General features: G+C 59.3%; 20 protein-coding genes. 14 read left to right on the top strand and 6 right to left on the bottom strand.

What is annotated here, in order from left to right; genetic code table 11:
• Positions 1 to 2 precede the first annotated feature (2 nt).
• Positions 3 to 194 (top strand): hypothetical protein, encoded by a 192-nt coding sequence (locus HNQ71_RS25415; RefSeq protein WP_184875530.1) that lies wholly within the window; start codon positions 3 to 5, stop codon positions 192 to 194.
• Between the two features lie 67 nt (positions 195 to 261).
• On the top strand, positions 262 to 483 hold the full coding sequence (locus HNQ71_RS25410; RefSeq protein WP_184875528.1) for a DUF6500 family protein: 222 nt from the start codon (positions 262 to 264) through the stop codon (positions 481 to 483).
• 67 nt (positions 484 to 550) lie between these two features.
• Here HNQ71_RS25410 and HNQ71_RS25405 read toward each other — a convergent pair whose 3' ends face one another.
• The gene (locus HNQ71_RS25405; protein WP_027059776.1) at positions 551 to 817 is read right to left on the bottom strand and encodes a DUF1488 family protein; all 267 of its coding nucleotides are present in this window, start codon (positions 815 to 817) and stop codon (positions 551 to 553) included.
• A complete protein-coding gene (locus HNQ71_RS25400) occupies positions 814 to 1,068 on the bottom strand; it encodes a hypothetical protein (RefSeq protein WP_184875526.1) in 255 nt (84 codons plus the stop codon). The genes HNQ71_RS25405 and HNQ71_RS25400 overlap by 4 nt, the downstream gene beginning before the upstream one ends.
• 263 nt (positions 1,069 to 1,331) lie before the next feature.
• Here HNQ71_RS25400 and groES point away from each other — a divergent pair, with 263 nt between their 5' ends.
• The 5 genes from groES to HNQ71_RS25375 all read left to right on the top strand — a co-directional run bounded on the left by groES (position 1,332) and on the right by HNQ71_RS25375 (position 4,953).
• Positions 1,332 to 1,646, top strand: a complete 315-nt coding sequence (groES, locus tag HNQ71_RS25395; protein ID WP_184875524.1) for a co-chaperone GroES — start codon at positions 1,332 to 1,334, stop codon at positions 1,644 to 1,646.
• A gap of 98 nt (positions 1,647 to 1,744) precedes the next feature.
• A complete protein-coding gene (gene groL / locus HNQ71_RS25390) occupies positions 1,745 to 3,379 on the top strand; it encodes a chaperonin GroEL (protein WP_184875522.1) in 1,635 nt (544 codons plus the stop codon).
• A gap of 142 nt (positions 3,380 to 3,521) precedes the next feature.
• On the top strand, positions 3,522 to 3,680 hold the full coding sequence (locus HNQ71_RS25385) for a hypothetical protein (RefSeq protein WP_184875520.1): 159 nt from the start codon (positions 3,522 to 3,524) through the stop codon (positions 3,678 to 3,680).
• A 280-nt stretch (positions 3,681 to 3,960) separates the two neighbouring features.
• Entirely contained in the window at positions 3,961 to 4,275 is a 315-nt protein-coding gene (locus HNQ71_RS25380; RefSeq protein WP_184875518.1) for a GYD domain-containing protein, read from the top strand.
• 180 nt (positions 4,276 to 4,455) lie between these two features.
• Complete coding sequence (locus HNQ71_RS25375) at positions 4,456 to 4,953, top strand: GAF domain-containing protein (RefSeq protein ID WP_184875516.1); 498 nt, start codon at positions 4,456 to 4,458, stop codon at positions 4,951 to 4,953.
• Positions 4,954 to 5,013: 60 nt separating this feature from the next.
• Here the strand turns inward: HNQ71_RS25375 and HNQ71_RS25370 are convergent, their stop codons facing one another.
• From HNQ71_RS25370 to HNQ71_RS25355, 4 genes are all read right to left on the bottom strand, one after another.
• A complete protein-coding gene (locus HNQ71_RS25370) occupies positions 5,014 to 6,075 on the bottom strand; it encodes a YeiH family protein (protein WP_184875514.1) in 1,062 nt (353 codons plus the stop codon).
• A gap of 134 nt (positions 6,076 to 6,209) precedes the next feature.
• Positions 6,210 to 6,596, bottom strand: a complete 387-nt coding sequence (locus HNQ71_RS25365) for an ester cyclase (protein ID WP_184875512.1) — start codon at positions 6,594 to 6,596, stop codon at positions 6,210 to 6,212.
• Between the two features lie 142 nt (positions 6,597 to 6,738).
• Entirely contained in the window at positions 6,739 to 6,969 is a 231-nt protein-coding gene (locus tag HNQ71_RS25360; RefSeq protein ID WP_184875510.1) for a hypothetical protein, read from the bottom strand.
• A gap of 115 nt (positions 6,970 to 7,084) precedes the next feature.
• A complete protein-coding gene (locus HNQ71_RS25355) occupies positions 7,085 to 7,387 on the bottom strand; it encodes a hypothetical protein (RefSeq protein WP_095091148.1) in 303 nt (100 codons plus the stop codon).
• Between the two features lie 233 nt (positions 7,388 to 7,620).
• Between HNQ71_RS25355 and HNQ71_RS25350 the strand changes: the two genes are divergently transcribed.
• From HNQ71_RS25350 to HNQ71_RS25320, 7 genes are all read left to right on the top strand, one after another.
• Positions 7,621 to 8,760, top strand: coding sequence for a helix-turn-helix domain-containing protein (locus HNQ71_RS25350; RefSeq protein WP_184875508.1), 1,140 nt, complete (start codon positions 7,621 to 7,623; stop codon positions 8,758 to 8,760).
• 395 nt (positions 8,761 to 9,155) lie between these two features.
• Positions 9,156 to 10,847, top strand: a complete 1,692-nt coding sequence (locus HNQ71_RS25345; RefSeq protein ID WP_184875616.1) for an EAL domain-containing protein — start codon at positions 9,156 to 9,158, stop codon at positions 10,845 to 10,847.
• A gap of 210 nt (positions 10,848 to 11,057) precedes the next feature.
• On the top strand, positions 11,058 to 11,531 hold the full coding sequence (locus tag HNQ71_RS25340) for a ubiquinone biosynthesis methyltransferase UbiE (protein WP_246462021.1): 474 nt from the start codon (positions 11,058 to 11,060) through the stop codon (positions 11,529 to 11,531).
• Entirely contained in the window at positions 11,528 to 12,706 is a 1,179-nt protein-coding gene (locus HNQ71_RS25335; RefSeq protein WP_184875505.1) for a class I SAM-dependent methyltransferase, read from the top strand. The genes HNQ71_RS25340 and HNQ71_RS25335 overlap by 4 nt, the downstream gene beginning before the upstream one ends.
• Positions 12,703 to 15,069, top strand: a complete 2,367-nt coding sequence (locus HNQ71_RS25330) for a SpoIIE family protein phosphatase (RefSeq protein WP_184875503.1) — start codon at positions 12,703 to 12,705, stop codon at positions 15,067 to 15,069. Before HNQ71_RS25335 ends, HNQ71_RS25330 begins: the two co-directional genes overlap by 4 nt.
• 1 nt (position 15,070) lies before the next feature.
• Positions 15,071 to 15,631 (top strand): slr1658 superfamily regulator, encoded by a 561-nt coding sequence (locus HNQ71_RS25325; RefSeq protein ID WP_184875501.1) that lies wholly within the window; start codon positions 15,071 to 15,073, stop codon positions 15,629 to 15,631.
• 16 nt (positions 15,632 to 15,647) lie between these two features.
• A complete protein-coding gene (locus tag HNQ71_RS25320) occupies positions 15,648 to 15,986 on the top strand; it encodes a slr1659 superfamily regulator (RefSeq protein ID WP_184875499.1) in 339 nt (112 codons plus the stop codon).
• The last annotated feature ends 83 nt before the right edge of the window (positions 15,987 to 16,069 follow it).

Here is a 16,069-nt window from a genome sequence, read left to right as displayed (position 1 = left end):
ACATGGCCAATCGCTACACGCTGCGCATGGAGCTGCCCCAGAGCTGGACCATCATTGATGTCTTCACCGGCCAGCCTGCCGTGATCCGGCAGAAGGTGATGGTCGGGATGGGCCCGCGCGAGGCCGAGGACATGGTCGCGCAGATGAACGTCCGTGACGTCAAGCGCCGGGAGAGGGCCGAGCGCAGGTCCTGACCTGTGCAGTCGCCGATGCACTTTGCCGCCGGCAAAAACACGCCCAAACCGCAAACCGAGGATTCCCGTGAGAGCCAGCCTGAAGCAGAAGATACTAGAGGTCTGTGACCGCAAGATTTCGGAGAAAGGGCCTGGCGTCGGCGTATCGTTCTACGCGTTCTTCGCCAACAGGAACGACGATCCCGACCTTTTGATGGAAGCCGCCGAATGGTGGATCAGAACCCACCGCCTCGACCATTTTGAAAAGGCTGAAAAGATACGCACCATGGTCGAGAAGATCGACCTTTGATCTTCGTTTCCATGCACGTCCTTGTCTCAAAGCCGGGGCCGGTTTTTAGCGGCAAGGATTAGGCAGATCAGCCGAAATCGGCGGCCGTCAGCACGTACATGCTCTTGCGGGTGCGGTCATACGCCTTCGACGCCACGTCGCGGATGGCGCTGCTCTGCGTGTCGAATGTGGCGAGGTAGCCGGCTTCATTGGCCGCGGTCGCCGGTTGCATCCTGGTCATCGCATCGGCGGCGACGGAGAAGGATATCTGGAACATGCCGTCATGGCCGACGAAACGGATGCGCTTGCCGGCTTCGTCATAGCTGCGGCTGCGGTTGGGGAACGTCAGGCTCATGTCTTGACCTCCGTAGCGGCGGCCTTCTTGACCACCCGCTTCTTTTTCGGCGTCGGGTTCAGCGCTTCGGCGACGCGGTCCGCCTCTTCCTTGGCCAGCCGCAGCTCCCTCAGCCTTGCCGTCTTGATCTCCCTAGCACGCGCCTCGGAGATGTATTCGGCGGTCGCCTTGTTGCGCTCCGCCGTTTTCTTCTGCTTGTCGACAAAGCGGGCTTCAGCTTTTTCCATGATCGTCTGATTGCCTTCGGCCATCGAAGAAATCTCCCTTGTCCCTGAAATCTTGAAAACGAACTTGTCCGATAAATAGGCACTCAATCGGCAAAATTCAATTTTTTGAATTATTTGACCAATCAATTATTTGACCAATCGGCGATATCACGAAACGGCAAACCAAAATAATACTTTTGAATATTTAATTCTGGCCGCGAATAATTTTTGGCACTCCTATCTATCGAGTGCCAAAGCGCTTATATGAAGGGCGCGGCCGCCTGTGCCGGCCCCAGAAGGAAGTTCTCATGAAGTTTCGGCCACTCCACGATCGCGTCGTCATCCGGCGCGCCGAAGGCGACACCAAATCCAAGGGCGGCATCATCATCCCCGACAATGCCAAGGAAAAGCCGCAGGAAGGCGAAGTCATCGCCGTCGGTCCCGGTGCACGCGACGAAAACGGCGCGCTTGTTCCACTCGACGTCAAGGCAGGCGACTCCATCCTGTTCGGCAAATGGTCGGGCACCGAGGTCAAGATCGACGGCGAGGACCTGTTGATCATGAAGGAAGCCGACATCATGGGCGTTATCGAAAAGGCCGTCGAAGCCAAGAAGGCCGCCTGATTGGAGCGATGCGTGTCCAAGGGATGCGCAAAGAATGCTCCGAGCTTTGATCATGGAGGGCAGGGCTCTGCCTTCCTCAACCGAACTGGATAAAAATCATGTCTGCCAAGGAAATCAAATTCTCCACCGATGCGCGTGACCGCATGCTGCGCGGCGTCGAGATCCTCACCAATGCGGTGAAGGTCACGCTCGGCCCCAAGGGCCGCAACGTCATCATCGACAAGGCCTATGGCGCGCCGCGCATCACCAAGGATGGCGTCACCGTCGCCAAGGAAATCGAGCTTGCCGACAAGTTCGAGAACATGGGCGCGCAGATGGTGCGCGAAGTGGCCTCGAAGACCAACGACCTCGCCGGTGACGGCACCACCACCGCCACGGTGCTGGCCGCCTCGATCCTGCGCGAAGGCGCCAAGCTGGTCGCCGCCGGCATGAACCCGATGGACCTGAAGCGCGGCATCGACCAGGCGGTCACCGCCGTCGTTGGAGAAATCAAGGCGCGCGCCAAGAAGGTCAAATCGTCGGCCGAGATCGCGCAGGTCGGCACCATCGCCGCCAATGGCGATGCCAGCGTCGGCGAGATGATCGCCAAGGCGATGGACAAGGTCGGCAATGACGGCGTCATCACCGTCGAGGAAGCCAAGACCGCCGACACCGAGCTCGATGTCGTCGAGGGCATGCAGTTCGATCGCGGCTATCTCTCACCCTATTTCGTCACCAACGCCGACAAGATGCGCGTCGAGCTGGAAGAGCCCTACGTGCTCATCCACGAGAAGAAGCTCGGCAATCTGCAGGCGATGCTGCCGATCCTCGAAGCGGTGGTACAGAGCGGCCGGCCGCTGCTGATCATCTCCGAGGATGTCGAAGGCGAGGCGCTCGCCACGCTGGTCGTCAACAAGCTGCGCGGCGGCCTTAAGGTCGCAGCCGTCAAGGCGCCGGGCTTCGGTGATCGCCGCAAGGCGATGCTGGAAGACATCGCGGTGCTCACATCAGGCCAGATGATCTCCGAGGATCTCGGCATCAAGCTCGAAAACGTCACCATCGAGATGCTCGGCCGCGCCAAGCGCGTGCTGATCGAGAAGGACACCACCACGATCATCGACGGCGCCGGCACCAAGGCCACCATCCAGGCGCGCGTTGCCCAGATCAAGGGCCAGATCGAGGAGACCACCTCGGACTACGACAAGGAAAAGCTGCAGGAGCGGCTGGCCAAGCTCTCCGGCGGCGTTGCCGTCATCCGCGTCGGCGGTGTCACCGAGTCGGAAGTCAAGGAAAAGAAGGACCGCATCGACGACGCGTTGAATGCGACGCGCGCGGCCGTTGAAGAAGGCATCGTACCCGGCGGCGGCGTGGCTCTGCTGCGCGCAAGGTCGGCGCTTGCCGGCCTGACCGGCGCCAATGACGATGTCACGGCAGGCATCTCGATCGTGCTGCGGGCTCTCGAAGCGCCAATCCGGCAGATCGCCGAGAATTCCGGCGTCGAAGGCTCGATCGTCGTCGGCAAGCTCACCGACAGCAAGGACCACAATCAGGGCTTCGACGCCCAGAACGAGGTCTATGTCGACATGATCAAGGCAGGCATCGTCGATCCGGCGAAAGTGGTGCGCACCGCATTGCAGGACGCCGGCTCGATCGCGGCCCTTCTGATCACGGCTGAAGCGATGATCACCGATATCCCAGCCAAGGATGCCGCTCCCGCGGGTGGTGGTGGCGGCGGTGGCATGGGCGGCTACTAAGGATTCAGGTGATGCCGGCCTGCTCGGAAACCACCGTTTTCGACTCGGCCTGACCTGAATCTACGCCGGTTCTAGGAGCCGGATATTATCGCCGGGGGCAGTCTCCCCCGGCGCGCAGGCCTCTAGCCCAGGAGACGGATCCATGATCACGTTCGTGCAGAAGCCAGAGACGGTCGTTACGACCGAAGCCACCGAGGAAAGCCGCTTCGACCGCATCCGACGGATTGCCGCCGACAAGCACAAGAAATCCGATTCCGATACGGCAGCGCCTTCAAAGAGCGAGCCCAAACGCCCGATGTGAGCGCTGCGGCGCCGTCGCTGCTTGCCCGCAACGCCAACATCACATAGCGCGTCAGCGGCGCGAGCCCATCGCGCCGGCCGAGCGTGGTCCAGCCGGTTCCTGTCGGCGGTGTCGGCGTGACCGGTATTGTCATTATATTAGCTTCAGCGCATATTTGGCCGGCAGTGGGCCCTTGGCCGTCAAGGCGTCCAAGGGCGCCTGCAATTGCTACCGAAAAATCACTCCGTGCCGGCTCGAATTGTTGAGCAGTCACGAGACAATGACATTGGGAGGAATAGTCATGAAAGTGACCATATTGGCAAGCTATGCGCCTCACGCCGCTAAAGGATTGATGCAGGGGTCAGACAGGCAAGCTGCGGTCAAGGCGCTTTTCGAAAGCGTTGGCGGCAAGATGACCAGCGTGATGTTCACGCGCGGCATTTATGACGTCGTCGTCAATGGAGAGGTGCCGGACCAGGTCGCAGGGATGGGCATATCCCTTGCGGTGCGAGCGAGCGGCTCGCTGACCGAGATGGTTGTACTGGAAGAACTCGACATGAAGGCAGTGCTCGCGGCTGCCAACAAGGCTGCTAGCGCGTACAAACCCGCCGGCTGATGGACTTGCCTTCTTGATCAAGGCAGCACGGTTCGATGGACGTCCCGTGCTGCCGCGTATCGGACCGGGCATCCTCATCCGACTTTCGCGGCGACTGGAATTCACGCTAGTATCGTCCGGTGTTCGTTTGGTGCAGAGCTTGCGGAAACGAAACCGCGATCCTCGATACGGAGACTAGTGATGTTTGCGGCCAAGGCCATCGACACCTCGGACAAGGCCGCGTTCTACCGCGACCTCGCCACGCAACTGAAGGCGCTGCTCGAGGGCGAACGCGATTCGATTGCCAACGCCGCCAATACGGCGGCGCTGATTTTCCAGATGGTGCCCGACCTCAACTGGGCCGGCTTCTACTTCCTGCAATCCGACGAGGAGATGGTGCTCGGACCGTTCCAGGGCAAGCCAGCCTGCGTGCGCATCGCGGTCGGCAAGGGCGTCTGCGGAAAGGCGGTCGAACTGGGCACCTCGATGCTGATCGAGGACGTGCATGATTTTCCGAGCCACATCGCCTGCGATGCCGACTCGCGTTCGGAACTGGTCGTGCTGCTCGAGGACGATGACGGCGTCTTCGGCGTGCTCGATCTCGACAGCCCGTTGCCCGGCCGCTTCGACAAGGCCGACCAGGCCGGCATCGAGACGCTGGCGGCGATCTATACCAGCGCGAGCTCGTTCGAGGACTAGGGCATATTGATATTCAGGTGGGGCCGGCCTGACCTGAATCTCAACATGCCCTGGCCTGGTCTAGACGAGCTTCACCAGCATCAGGCTAAAGCAGCCGATGAACAGGAAGGCCGAGAAGGCCAGCGCCAGCGGGCGCAGGCCGCGCGATCGCAGCTGCGAAATGTCGGCCTGCAGGCCCATGGCGGCCAGTCCCATGGTCAGCATGATGGTGGTGGCGAGCGCCATCGCCGACTTCACCTCGGGCGGTACGGTGACCAGGCTGTTCAGCGCCACGACGGCGACGAAGGCGGCGACAAACCATGGCATGGGCGGCCGAGCCGCCGACTGACTGCTGCTCTTGCGGCGCGCCATCAGGCCGAGCGCGATGACCATCGGCGCCAGCATGGCGACGCGGGTCAGCTTGGCGACGGTGGCGATCTCGCCGGACTGGGTGCCGTTCTGGAAGCCGGCGCCGATGACTTGCGCGACCTCATGGATCGAGGCGCCGGCCCACAGGCCGAAAGCGTGCTGGTCGAGGCCGAGGACGGGCGCCAGCAGCGGGAAACCGAGCATGGCGACGGTGCCGAACAGCGTGATCGAGGCGACGGCGTAGGTGACGTCCTCGTCGCGCGCATCGGTGACGATGTTGGAGGCGACGATGGCCGACGCGCCGCAGATCGAGGTGCCCGCGGCGATCAGTTGCGCCAGCTTGGCGTCGACGCCGATCAGCCGGCCGAGCGTGATGGTAAAGAGGAAGGTGGAGCCAAGCGTCAGCGCCACGATGCCGACGCCGCCGGCGCCGATCGACACCACCTGGCCAAGCGTCAGCTGGAAGCCGAGCAGCACGATGGCAAAGCGCAGCAGCCGGCGCTGCGAAAACGCGATGCCGACCTTGGCGTGGGCGGGAGTGCCGAGCACGTTGGAATAGATCATGCCGGCGACGACGGCGAGGATCATCGGGCTGAACAGAGCGAAGCCCGACAGATTGCGGGCCGAGAAGGCGACGCCTGTGATCATCGCGACCAGCACGATGCCGGGCACAACGCCGTTCCACACCGAATTGAGGGACCTTCGCCCTTGGGCGAGTTCGGCGGAAATCAGGCTTTTCGGAATATCGTTCGCGATGTGGCTAAGGGAAGACAATGCAATGCTCCAGGCGGGTATGCCGGAGGAATGCCATTCCTTAACCGATCTTTCCAACGAATTATTTTCGTTAGAATGATCGATTTTAGCGAACGATTACTTCTCATCGCGGAAGTCGCCGCAGCCCTCATCCGCTATAGCTGCGCTTCGATGGCCGCCTTGTCTATGACCGACCAGACGTGCCTGATCCTGCCGTCGAGAAATTCATAAAAGACGTTCTCGCTGAAGCAGACCTTCCTGCCGTTGACGGGCAGGCCAAGGAAAACTCCCTTGGGCGTGCAGTTGAATTGAAGCCGGCTCGCTATGAAAGGCGTGTCGGAGATCAGCATCTGGATGTCGAAATAGAGGTCAGGGATCTCGGAAAAATCCCGCTCCAGCATCTTGCGATAGCCGGACAGCCCGATCCGGTCGCCATTGTAGTGCACCTCGTCATGGACGAACCGGTGCAAGGTGCCCCAGTCCTGATTGTTGAGGCAAGCGACATAGCCGCGATAGGTGTCGGCAAGCTTGGTGTCGGTCACGGCGATTGCTCCGATGGATTTATGCCATGCCGACTTCTATCAAGTCCGGTGCCTTGGCTAAAGCACGTTGCGACTGAACGGAATCATGCGCCTTAGGTTTCTGTCGTGCACCAACACCGCAGCATGCTTTTGACGACATGCACTAGTGCCTGTTTCTTGCGACCTTTTGGCGACGAGACCTGACCGCCTCCAGCAGTTCGCGCTCGCTGGTGTGCGCTTTTCGAAAAAAGGCAACAACCATCATCGCCAAGATTTCCGCTTTCGGATCTAAAGGATCGAGATCCTCATCCGCGCATACCTGGTTGAACACACGTTCGCAAATCGCCAGATCATGATGGCTCAGGCAGGTGCGATTGGAGCGCCGGCGCAGCATCTGCGCGAACCTTTCAGAGCCCGCCGCCGTGCTTGCGGAGGGTCTTTTGCTGATGAACCGCCGAGGCGATGGACTGTTCGAGTGACACTATCGTCGATAGTGTATTGGAATCATTTTACTCGCCGCTGGATGATTGCTGTGTTAATAGTCCCAAAATCAGCGCGCACTCGCGAGCTTTATACTGTCCAACAGTCATGAGTTGATGGTAATCCTGCCGTTTGTCCTCCGGGATATGAAAGCCACGTCGAAAGTCGGCCGCCTCTTTCGGAGTTCGAGTGCAACCGATTTTGCTGGCGGTGACTTTCAAACTGGCCAATGAACACCCTATTTTTGCCGCAATATCCTTCAACGGTTCGTTGTTACCGTAACCATCAAGAATGATCTTGCGACGAGCTTCGCTGTCGAGCTTTGTGTTCATTTCGATGGCCTCCTCAACTACGATTTCATGGTGCCCGAATCTATACGCACCAGGTTGAAGAGTGTCGTTAGCTTCGCATCCAGAAACTTATCTCGGCATGCATTTCTTACTGTAATCTAGCGTGATCGTCGTTTCTGTGGACTCGAGTTCCCGCCAGTCTTGCTAGATGCCTGCGGTACACCACATGATTGAGAGGGGCATGGGCATACCGGAATCGGATATGGCACCATACGATGGACACTAAAAGGCAAGACGGGGCCCCCGGGCAGACGCCGGAGCGCGATCGACGTCGTTGGCCGCGCGAGGCTCAACCCCGCAATGGGGCTGCTCCCTCACTCGCGCCAGCGCTCGAACCGCTGTCCTTTTCAACGCTCGAACTGGCGCCGCGGGATCAATTCACCGCTTGGCAAGCGCATATGGCACCGCTTGTCGAGGTCAGGTTGCCAGATGACAGATCGCTGGACGATGGCTTTCCCGCCGACCACACGGCTTGGAATCTCGGCGGCATGCTGATCGTTCAACAGCACGCGCCGGCACATAGCTACATGCGTTCAGCCGCGAAGCTTCGGTCCAGCGCGATCGATCACTGGTATATCGCCTTGCCACATACCGGCCAGTCGTGGACGGAGGTCGATCGCCGCATTGCAGAAGGCCAGCCGGGCAAATTGGAGATCAGGTCGCTTGGCTATCCGTTTCGCGGAAGGACAACAGACTCCGAAAGTCTCGTTCTCTATCTGCCGCGTGATTTGTTCTCCGACGCCGCGGCAAACCTCGACGCAAGGAACAATTCAATTCTGTCGGGCAACTTTGCCAACCTTCTGGTCGACTACGTCAACAGCATAGAAGCAAGCCTGCGCAGTCTGACGGTTGACGACCTGCCCCGCATCGTACACGCAACACGCAGCATGATCATTGCCTGCCTCGCGCCCTCGGCGGAACATGCCGCGGCCGCCGAACAGTTGGCGAGTGTCGCGCTGATGGAGCGAGCGCGTCGATACGTCCAGAACAATCTGGATGCGGCTCATCTGACACCGGATTCAATGTGCCGCGCGCTCGGCGTCTCGCGCTCTCGTCTCTATCAGTTGTTCGAACCGAGCGGTGGTGTTCTCCATTACATACAAAGTCGCCGTCTTCTGGCAGCCCATGTTGCGCTTAGCGATGCGGCGGACAGGCGGCGCATTGTCGAAATTGCTGAAGCCTTCGGGTTTAGTTCAGCGGCTAATTTCAGCCGGGCATTCAGCAAGGAATTCGGCTACAGTCCCCGCGAAGGCCGCAGCACTATGGTGTTGCCGCGCCCCGCCCACTCTGTTTCGCTTGCTGGACACGAGAAGGCCCCTTCCTTCGAAGGTTGGCTCAAGGCGCTCGGAAACTGAATATGGGGATCGGCGATGCGGATGGGGCGGGCTAAAAGAGGCTTGCGGGGAGCGGGTAGGCTACGCTGCCTCAGGGACCACGATATCGTCGACCACAATATCTTCGTGTCGCGTCCACCGCGCCGTCAAATCGCATAGCTGATTCCCGTCAATTCACGATGTGTTAACGAACTGTGACTGTTGAACGTTATCGACAATTTGCCGCCAATCACAGCGGAGAAGTTATTGCAACTATGCCGAACGCGGCGCTTGTTAAGACTGCGAGTTGAAAGTTTGCCAAGCATGGCATTTATGCTATTTTTAAACTGGTTGGCGCGAATCTGCGCCGCCCATGGAGGTGGCTCTTGCGCCCAGAGGCATCAGGCGTCGGCACGGAGAGTGAGGGGCCTTCCTCGATCGATGTTCCACGTGCCGGCGAAGGGGTTCTCTTCGACCTTTTGGCGAACACGACCGAACTTTTGTCGTTCTATGACCGCGACTTCCGCCTGACGCACTACGCAACCAGGCTCAAAGGCGTGTACGGAGCCGCGGTGGCGCTGGGCGCCGCCATCTGGGAGATCTACCCGAGCTTTCTCGATGCGAAGTATCGCGACGAATTTCTTCGTGTGTTCCAGGGTGGCTCTCCGGCAAGCATCGACCTGCCGCGATCATCGGCCAGTGCGCCCCGGTCCGTTTTTGTCTTCAGCACTGCAAATGGTGCCGGAATCATCGAATCAAGGGACCGCGGCGGGCGGAGCGTAGCGGAGGAGCAAGAGCATGTAATTCTGCTCCATCAGGCAACGCACGACGTGCTGACCGGACTGCAGAACCGGCGGCGATTCGGCGAGCGGCTGCAGCAAGCAATGGTGGCCCTCGGCGGACCAAAGCCGAAAGCCGCCCTGCTGCAGATCGACCTTGACGATTTCAAAGCGGTCAACGACACGCTCGGCCATGCGGCAGGCGACACACTTCTTCAGCTCGCGGCAGGTCGTATCCGCGACGCGCTGCAGGACGGCGAATCCGCGTACCGGTATGCCGGCGATGAGTTCGCTGTCATCCAATTGGGAAAGGAGCAGCCAGCAGAGGCTGAGCGCCTCGCCGGATCGCTGGTCGACGCGTTCAAGGAACCGTTCGTCATCAACGGCATTCCGGTCTTCGTCGGCTCGAGTATCGGAATTGCTTTCGGCCCGGAGCACGGGACCGATGGCGAGCAGCTGATGAAAGCCGCCGACATTGCTCTTTACGCTGCCAAGACAGATGGACGCGGCTGCGCTCGGACATTCAACCGTTCGATGTTGCTCTTGCTCGAGCAACGCGAAAATCTGAGGCGCAGCCTTCGAACCGCGCTGGAGCGAGGCGAGCTTTATCTGGAGTATCAGCCGCTTATTCGGCCTCCCTCGTCGACGATCGGTTTCGAAGCGCTGCTGCGGTGGCGCCATCCAGACGTCGGAATCATTCCACCCAGCGTGTTCATACCGATCGCCGAAGCCGACGGTCTGATGGATGAGATTGGACGATGGGTGCTCGAGCAAGCCTGTCGCCAGGCATTGAAGTGGCCTTCTTCGCTGACAGTCGCAGTGAACCTCTCGCCGGCTCAATTCCTTAGCGGTACGCTGACGGACACGGTCGCCCAGATCATCGACGCAGTTGGAATCCGGGCCGACAGACTTGAACTAGAGATAACCGAGACAGTCCTTCTTGAGAGGACGATCGACAATATCGACACGTTGAATACTCTGAACGTCTTGGGAATACGAATTTCGCTCGACGACTTTGGAACGTACTATTCTTCGTTGAGCTACCTTAAGAACTTCCCCTTCGACACCTTGAAGATAGATCAGTACTTCATTGCAGACTTGGAGACCGATCTCAAAAGCCAAACGATCGTGCGATCGATCATAAATCTGGCGCACGGCCTGGGTATAAGTGTCACCGCCGAGGGGGTCGAGACGTCGGCACAGGCACGGTGGCTGATCAAGGAAAATTGTGATTGCCTGCAAGGTAATCTCCTGGGGCGCCCGCTCGGAGCCGAGGCGACCGGCGATTTCATCAGGCGGTCCCCGCCGAAGGTGGTACGAGAGATGGAGAAATCAAATCGGGCGCTCTAGCGCCTTGCACCCTTTGGTAAGTGGGCAGTTGTGGAAACGATCGACGCAGATGCCACGCAATTCTTCTGGTCAGTGCGGGACTGACTGATTACGAGGCGGTCAAATTTCCGCCTCGGAAGCCATCGCCCCACCAGGGCTCAAATACTGTAAGTGAGGATGCCGATGGGACCTGTTCAACATGACCTGGCTGGCGAGCCGACTTTTGAGCCCATGATCCAGATCGACATGGAAATCAAAGCCTTTGTCTCCGCTTGGCGACACTGCGATTATGTCTCGACATACATGGCCCGGATGATCAGTCAAAATAGATCGGACTCGGTCCGGCATTCAAATCTCTTTTCCTCTGCCTTCAACGAACTGCTGGAAATTGCCTTTCGGACGCGCCATGCCGATGGCGAATTGGCATGCAGGGTGTCTCGCCATGGCGCCACGGACAGGATCGAGCTGACATTCCCATGCGTGCCAGGGGAGCGCCAATTCTACGAAGAAGCCATGTCGCAAGTCGCGGGATTCGAGGCCAGGGAGAGATACCTCAACTCGGTGTCTGGGGATATTGCGGCAAGCCGGGAGGTCGTGCTCCTGGAACTGGCTGTCGACTACAACGCCACACTCAGGGTCGAGGAAGCCGATGGTGATGCAATCAGGCTTGTCGTGGATCTTCCGCTCGAAGGCCTGCAAAATTGAGCCCTTACGACCTTCCCCCACGCTTCAAGGCGCAATACGACGCGAACAATCAGGAGTTCTCCATATCGGGCGTGGTCCGGCCTCAGGCGATCGATGAGCTTGGGCCGGCCATAGCGTTGCTTCGCGATGCGATCAGTCGTGTGCGCGGCGTTCTCTATGTCAATGTCAGACGCCTGACGCAGATGAACAACGCTGCGTTTCACGCCTTTTCGAGGATACTCCTTGACGCCTGTCGCGCTCGACCGGATCTCAAATTCGTCGTCATCACATCAAGCGTCGTCGGATGGACCTCGCGAAAATTCGGTCGCCTGAGCGGGATCGAGCCGAATATCACGGTCGAGGAGTATGACAGTAAGTTCTATCCGGGGCAGGGCTTCCTTGAGGAAGGCGGGTTCGTTCCAATCCTGCGCACACAGACAAAGATGACCTGGCGCCACGAGCGCGCAATCTTGCCGAGACACGGCATGAGGCCCGGAATCGTCATGGCCGACATCTGTTGCGGGATCGGTGATTTCGCCTTGCTCGTGCAGAAGGAGTTCCGGCCATCGCGGATCGTCGCCCTCGACCACTCCATGTCAAGCCTCAGCTACGCTCGTCGCGTGATGCGGGAGTTCGATATCCGGGGCGTGGAATATACCTATGGCGACGCTTCGGAGATGCTGCTTGACGAAGCGCAGTTTGACTTGGTCACCTGCCGGCATTCCCTTCAAATCTTCAATCGACCTGAACTCATCCTCAAGGAGCTCTACCGCATATGCAAGCCGGGCGGGCGGGTCTATATCACCAACGAGAAGAATTCGCATTGCCTCGGCGAGCCGCGCGCCGAGAGCATTCGTTGGACCTACAACGAGGTGGCGAAGCTGTTCGGGCATTTCGAGATGGACGTCGAACTCGGGCCCAAGAGCCGGCGATACCTGATCGAGGCCGGGTTCGAAGATATACGTGTCGAGACCTTCATGGTCACTAACCTGGACGGTGATCCGCAGGACTTCGCCGATGTCATCGTAGCCTGGGCGGATGTCTATGCGGGCGAGATGGCGACCAGACGCGGCGACGGGCCGGAGTTCGTCGCACGGTTCCGGCAGGGCTTCCAGGATCATATTTTCGCTGCGCTCCACCCCAAGGGTTATGCGGGTTGGCCGATTTGGGTCGCATCGGGGCGACGGCCGCAATGAACGCCCATGATGAGCCCACACCGCGCTTCGGCCTGCGCTCCTTTCGAGCGAAATTCGTGTTGGTCGTTGGCGGCGCCGTGCTGTTCGACCTGCTGCTGAGCGGTGGTCTGGCACTTTGGAACGTCCAGAAGCTGTCGCGCGATGCCACATCGGAAGTCGGTGAGGGGCTGACGACCGCAAACCAGGAATACATTCGTTCCTACGCCCAATCGACCGCGTTGAGCGTCGACCTGCTGCTCGACCGAGTTCATGGCGACGTCAAGGCGCTGGCCGGCGTGCTGCAAGCCCAGATCGACGATCCAGGCAGGCAGCAACAGGTCGGAGCGACGCTTTCGCAAGAGGCGCCCGGCTCCGTGAAAGTCGTCTATAACGCGCGGGGCGATTGGGCGCAGAATCTGCCGGGCGCGCCTTCGGTGGTGAGCGTTTGGGGCTACCTGCTGGGTGCCGACCACACCCCGCTGCCGGGCGTTCAGAAGGAAATAGACGACAGTACCGTGATCGATCTCGTCGCGCCGACTCTCATGGCCAGCGGGTCGTCCAAATTGCAGATGTACTATATTGGCCCAAAAGAACGGCCGATCTTCAGGACGGTTCCGTATACGGACCAGGCACAGACCTTCGACAAGCTCTATCCGGGCCATAACAAGGCGGAGTTCTGGGAGTTCTTCTTTCCGGGTATCTATGGTTCATGGCAGCAATGGGCCGGCAATCCGGCCTCTCGTCCCGTCCCCGACGACATTACCCAGACAGCGCCTTACACCGATGCAATCACGGGAAAGCTGATCGTCAGCTTTTTCCACCCGCTGTGGACGCGCGATCGCACAGGCATCGCCGGTACGGCGGGGGCAGACATCACTCTCGACCAGCTCGCGCAGGTCGTCGAGCGTGTGAAGATCGCTGAAACCGGGTTCGGCTTCCTTACGATGTCGACTGGCAACGTGGTGGCGATCAATCCGTCTGGCCAGGCGATCATCGGCCTGACTTCATCGAGCGATGCGGGCACGCAAGGCGTCACTGGCCTGGAGAGGTCCCTGCGGGGAAGTGTGCAGCCGGCAATCGCGTCGCTGCCTCTCGACCAGAACAATGACGGCGTCATTCAACATATCATGCTCGACAACAAGGGCGAGCGCGTACCCTACATTGTCGTCCTCAAGAGGTTGAAGCCGACCAATCTGTGGAGTTCGGGACCGATCAAGTCTGAAACGATGTCGGTCGGGATCGTCGTTCCCGAACGGGAGATCTATGCGTCCCTGTTCGCCGCGCAAGAGAGTATTTCGCGGGCAACCAATCGCATCCTGCTGTTTCAGGTCGGTGCGATCATCGTTTCGCTTCTGATTGTTTTCGCGGCCGTGCTCGGCATTTCGAAGCGCATCACCGCGGGCCTCAGGGCGCTTGCCAGCGCCGCCCAGCGGCTCCAGTCCAAGGATTATTCAGTCCGCGTGAGCATTCCGACGCGCGACGAGGTTGGAGCGGCGGGGATCGCTTTCAACCGGATGGCCGAGCAGATCAGCTTCCACACGGAAAACCTCGAGCAACTCGTCGACGAACGAACCAGGGAGCTCGGGGACGCAAATCAGGAAATATCCGCACTCAACGAAAAGTTGCGGGACGAGAACGTCCGGCTCGGTGCCGAGCTCGCAGTCGCCAGGCATATCCAGATGATGGTCCTGCCGAAACCATTCGAACTCCGAGCGATTCCAGGGCTGGAGATCGCGGCCTACATGCGACCGGCCGACGAGGTCGGGGGTGACTACTACGACGTCCTGCAGAACGGATCACGGGTCAAGATCGGCATCGGCGACGTGACCGGTCATGGTCTCGAGAGCGGCGTGCTGATGCTGATGGTCCAATCCGTTGCACGCGCGCTGCAGGAGACCAACGAAGCGGATCCACACCAGTTTCTGGATCGGCTGAACAGAGCGATCTATAAGAACATCGAGCGGACGAACACCGACAAGCATCTCTCGCTGGCCTTTCTTGATTTCGAGGATGAGCGGGTAACGCTATCGGGCCAGCATGAGGATGTTCTCGTTGTCCGTGCGGGTGGCGAAGTCGAACGCATCGATACGCTTGATCTGGGTCTGCCGGTTGGTCTGGAGAAAGACATCTCGAAGTTCATTGCCACGCGGGATATCCTGTTTGGGAGTGGCGATGTGATCGTGCTGCACACCGACGGTGTGACCGAGGCGGAAGACCATGACAGAAAACTTTTCGGGTTCGAGCGCCTCTCCCAGAGCGCCCGAAAACGTCATGGCGGGAGCGCCGAGGAAATCAAAACCGGGATCATCGAGGATCTGATGGCCCATATCGGAATCCAGAAGATCCACGACGACATCACCCTCGTGATCATAAGGCACACATAGGATGACCACGCTGTACGGTACCCCTGACCTTGCAATCGGTATGATGGAAAGCGTCAGCCGGGTGCGGCTGTTCGACGGACCTCTCGACTTGAGTTGGCGTCATTGCGCCACGACGTCGGATTTCATCGCCGATCTTTTCGCATTGCGCTTTCAGTCGTCGCGCAATGACTACAGGGAAGTGCGGCACAGCATCGGATACCTTGCCAACGAGCTCATCGAAAATGCTGTCAAGTTTCGCGCGCCCGGTGAAATCGTGATCGAGGCGTCGATGGATTCGGAGTGCTTCAAGCTCAAGGTGTCGAATGACCTCGAGGGTGAAAACGCGTCCGAGTTCCAAAGTCTCCTGGCGGACATCACGGTTGGGGATCCCAGGGACCTGCTGATACAGCGGATCGAAGCGAATGCCGCGAACCCCGACGTGACAGGCTCCGGACTCGGATTGCTGACGCTGATGAGCGACTATGGCGCACGACTGGCCTGGATATTCAGCCCCGCCGACGAAAGCGATCGGATTTGCCTGGAGACGTATGCCTCCATTCCGATCTCGCAAACTCACAACTAGGTGACGAAGCAAGGCCATGGAAATCAAGACAGACGACTACCGCGTGTGGATCGAGGGAAGTGAAATTTTCTTCGACGGCGCCATGCGGCTTGCAAGTTCCGAAGCCGGTGCGCCTGTCACGGCCTTGGCGACCAGTGTTCTTGCCGCAAATCCCCCTTCCATTACGCTCAACCTGAAGGACCTTCACTTTCTCAACTCTTCCGGCATCAACCTGCTGGCGAAATTTACCATCGAGGTGCGCAAGCACCCCGATGTTCGGCTCGTCGTGCGTGGAACGCCCGACATACCCTGGCAATCGAAATCATTGCCGAATCTGAAGAAGCTGCATCCCGCCCTGGTGCTTTTGATGGACTAACCAGGGTCACCCGATATTTGACAGGGAAACGCGTGGCCGGAGCAATCCTGGACAGGATAGGTCGGTCGGTGATGGGGTGAGAG

Source organism: Mesorhizobium sangaii, from assembly GCF_014207355.1.
In the GTDB taxonomy this organism is placed as follows: Bacteria; Pseudomonadota; Alphaproteobacteria; order Rhizobiales; family Rhizobiaceae; genus Mesorhizobium; species Mesorhizobium sangaii.
The sequence above is the reverse complement of the archived record's forward strand: the minus strand, read 5'-3'. Positions and strand labels throughout refer to the sequence as shown.

Excerpts from the sequence above, each read along its gene's own strand:
- HNQ71_RS25355 (WP_095091148.1), bottom strand. The coding sequence starts at position 7,387 with ATGAACACAAAGCTCGACAGCGAAGCTCGTCGCAAGATCATTCTTGAT.
- groL (WP_184875522.1), top strand. The coding sequence starts at position 1,745 with ATGTCTGCCAAGGAAATCAAATTCTCCACCGATGCGCGTGACCGCATG.
- HNQ71_RS25405 (WP_027059776.1), bottom strand. The coding sequence starts at position 817 with ATGAGCCTGACGTTCCCCAACCGCAGCCGCAGCTATGACGAAGCCGGC.
- HNQ71_RS25320 (WP_184875499.1), top strand. The coding sequence starts at position 15,648 with ATGGAAATCAAGACAGACGACTACCGCGTGTGGATCGAGGGAAGTGAA.
- HNQ71_RS25360 (WP_184875510.1), bottom strand. The coding sequence starts at position 6,969 with ATGCTGCGCCGGCGCTCCAATCGCACCTGCCTGAGCCATCATGATCTG.
- HNQ71_RS25385 (WP_184875520.1), top strand. The coding sequence starts at position 3,522 with ATGATCACGTTCGTGCAGAAGCCAGAGACGGTCGTTACGACCGAAGCC.
- HNQ71_RS25350 (WP_184875508.1), top strand. The coding sequence starts at position 7,621 with ATGGACACTAAAAGGCAAGACGGGGCCCCCGGGCAGACGCCGGAGCGC.
- HNQ71_RS25380 (WP_184875518.1), top strand. The coding sequence starts at position 3,961 with ATGAAAGTGACCATATTGGCAAGCTATGCGCCTCACGCCGCTAAAGGA.
- HNQ71_RS25400 (WP_184875526.1), bottom strand. The coding sequence starts at position 1,068 with ATGGCCGAAGGCAATCAGACGATCATGGAAAAAGCTGAAGCCCGCTTT.
- HNQ71_RS25415 (WP_184875530.1), top strand. The coding sequence starts at position 3 with ATGGCCAATCGCTACACGCTGCGCATGGAGCTGCCCCAGAGCTGGACC.
- HNQ71_RS25325 (WP_184875501.1), top strand. The coding sequence starts at position 15,071 with ATGACCACGCTGTACGGTACCCCTGACCTTGCAATCGGTATGATGGAA.
- HNQ71_RS25375 (WP_184875516.1), top strand. The coding sequence starts at position 4,456 with ATGTTTGCGGCCAAGGCCATCGACACCTCGGACAAGGCCGCGTTCTAC.
- HNQ71_RS25330 (WP_184875503.1), top strand. The coding sequence starts at position 12,703 with ATGAACGCCCATGATGAGCCCACACCGCGCTTCGGCCTGCGCTCCTTT.
- groES (WP_184875524.1), top strand. The coding sequence starts at position 1,332 with ATGAAGTTTCGGCCACTCCACGATCGCGTCGTCATCCGGCGCGCCGAA.
- HNQ71_RS25340 (WP_246462021.1), top strand. The coding sequence starts at position 11,058 with ATGATCCAGATCGACATGGAAATCAAAGCCTTTGTCTCCGCTTGGCGA.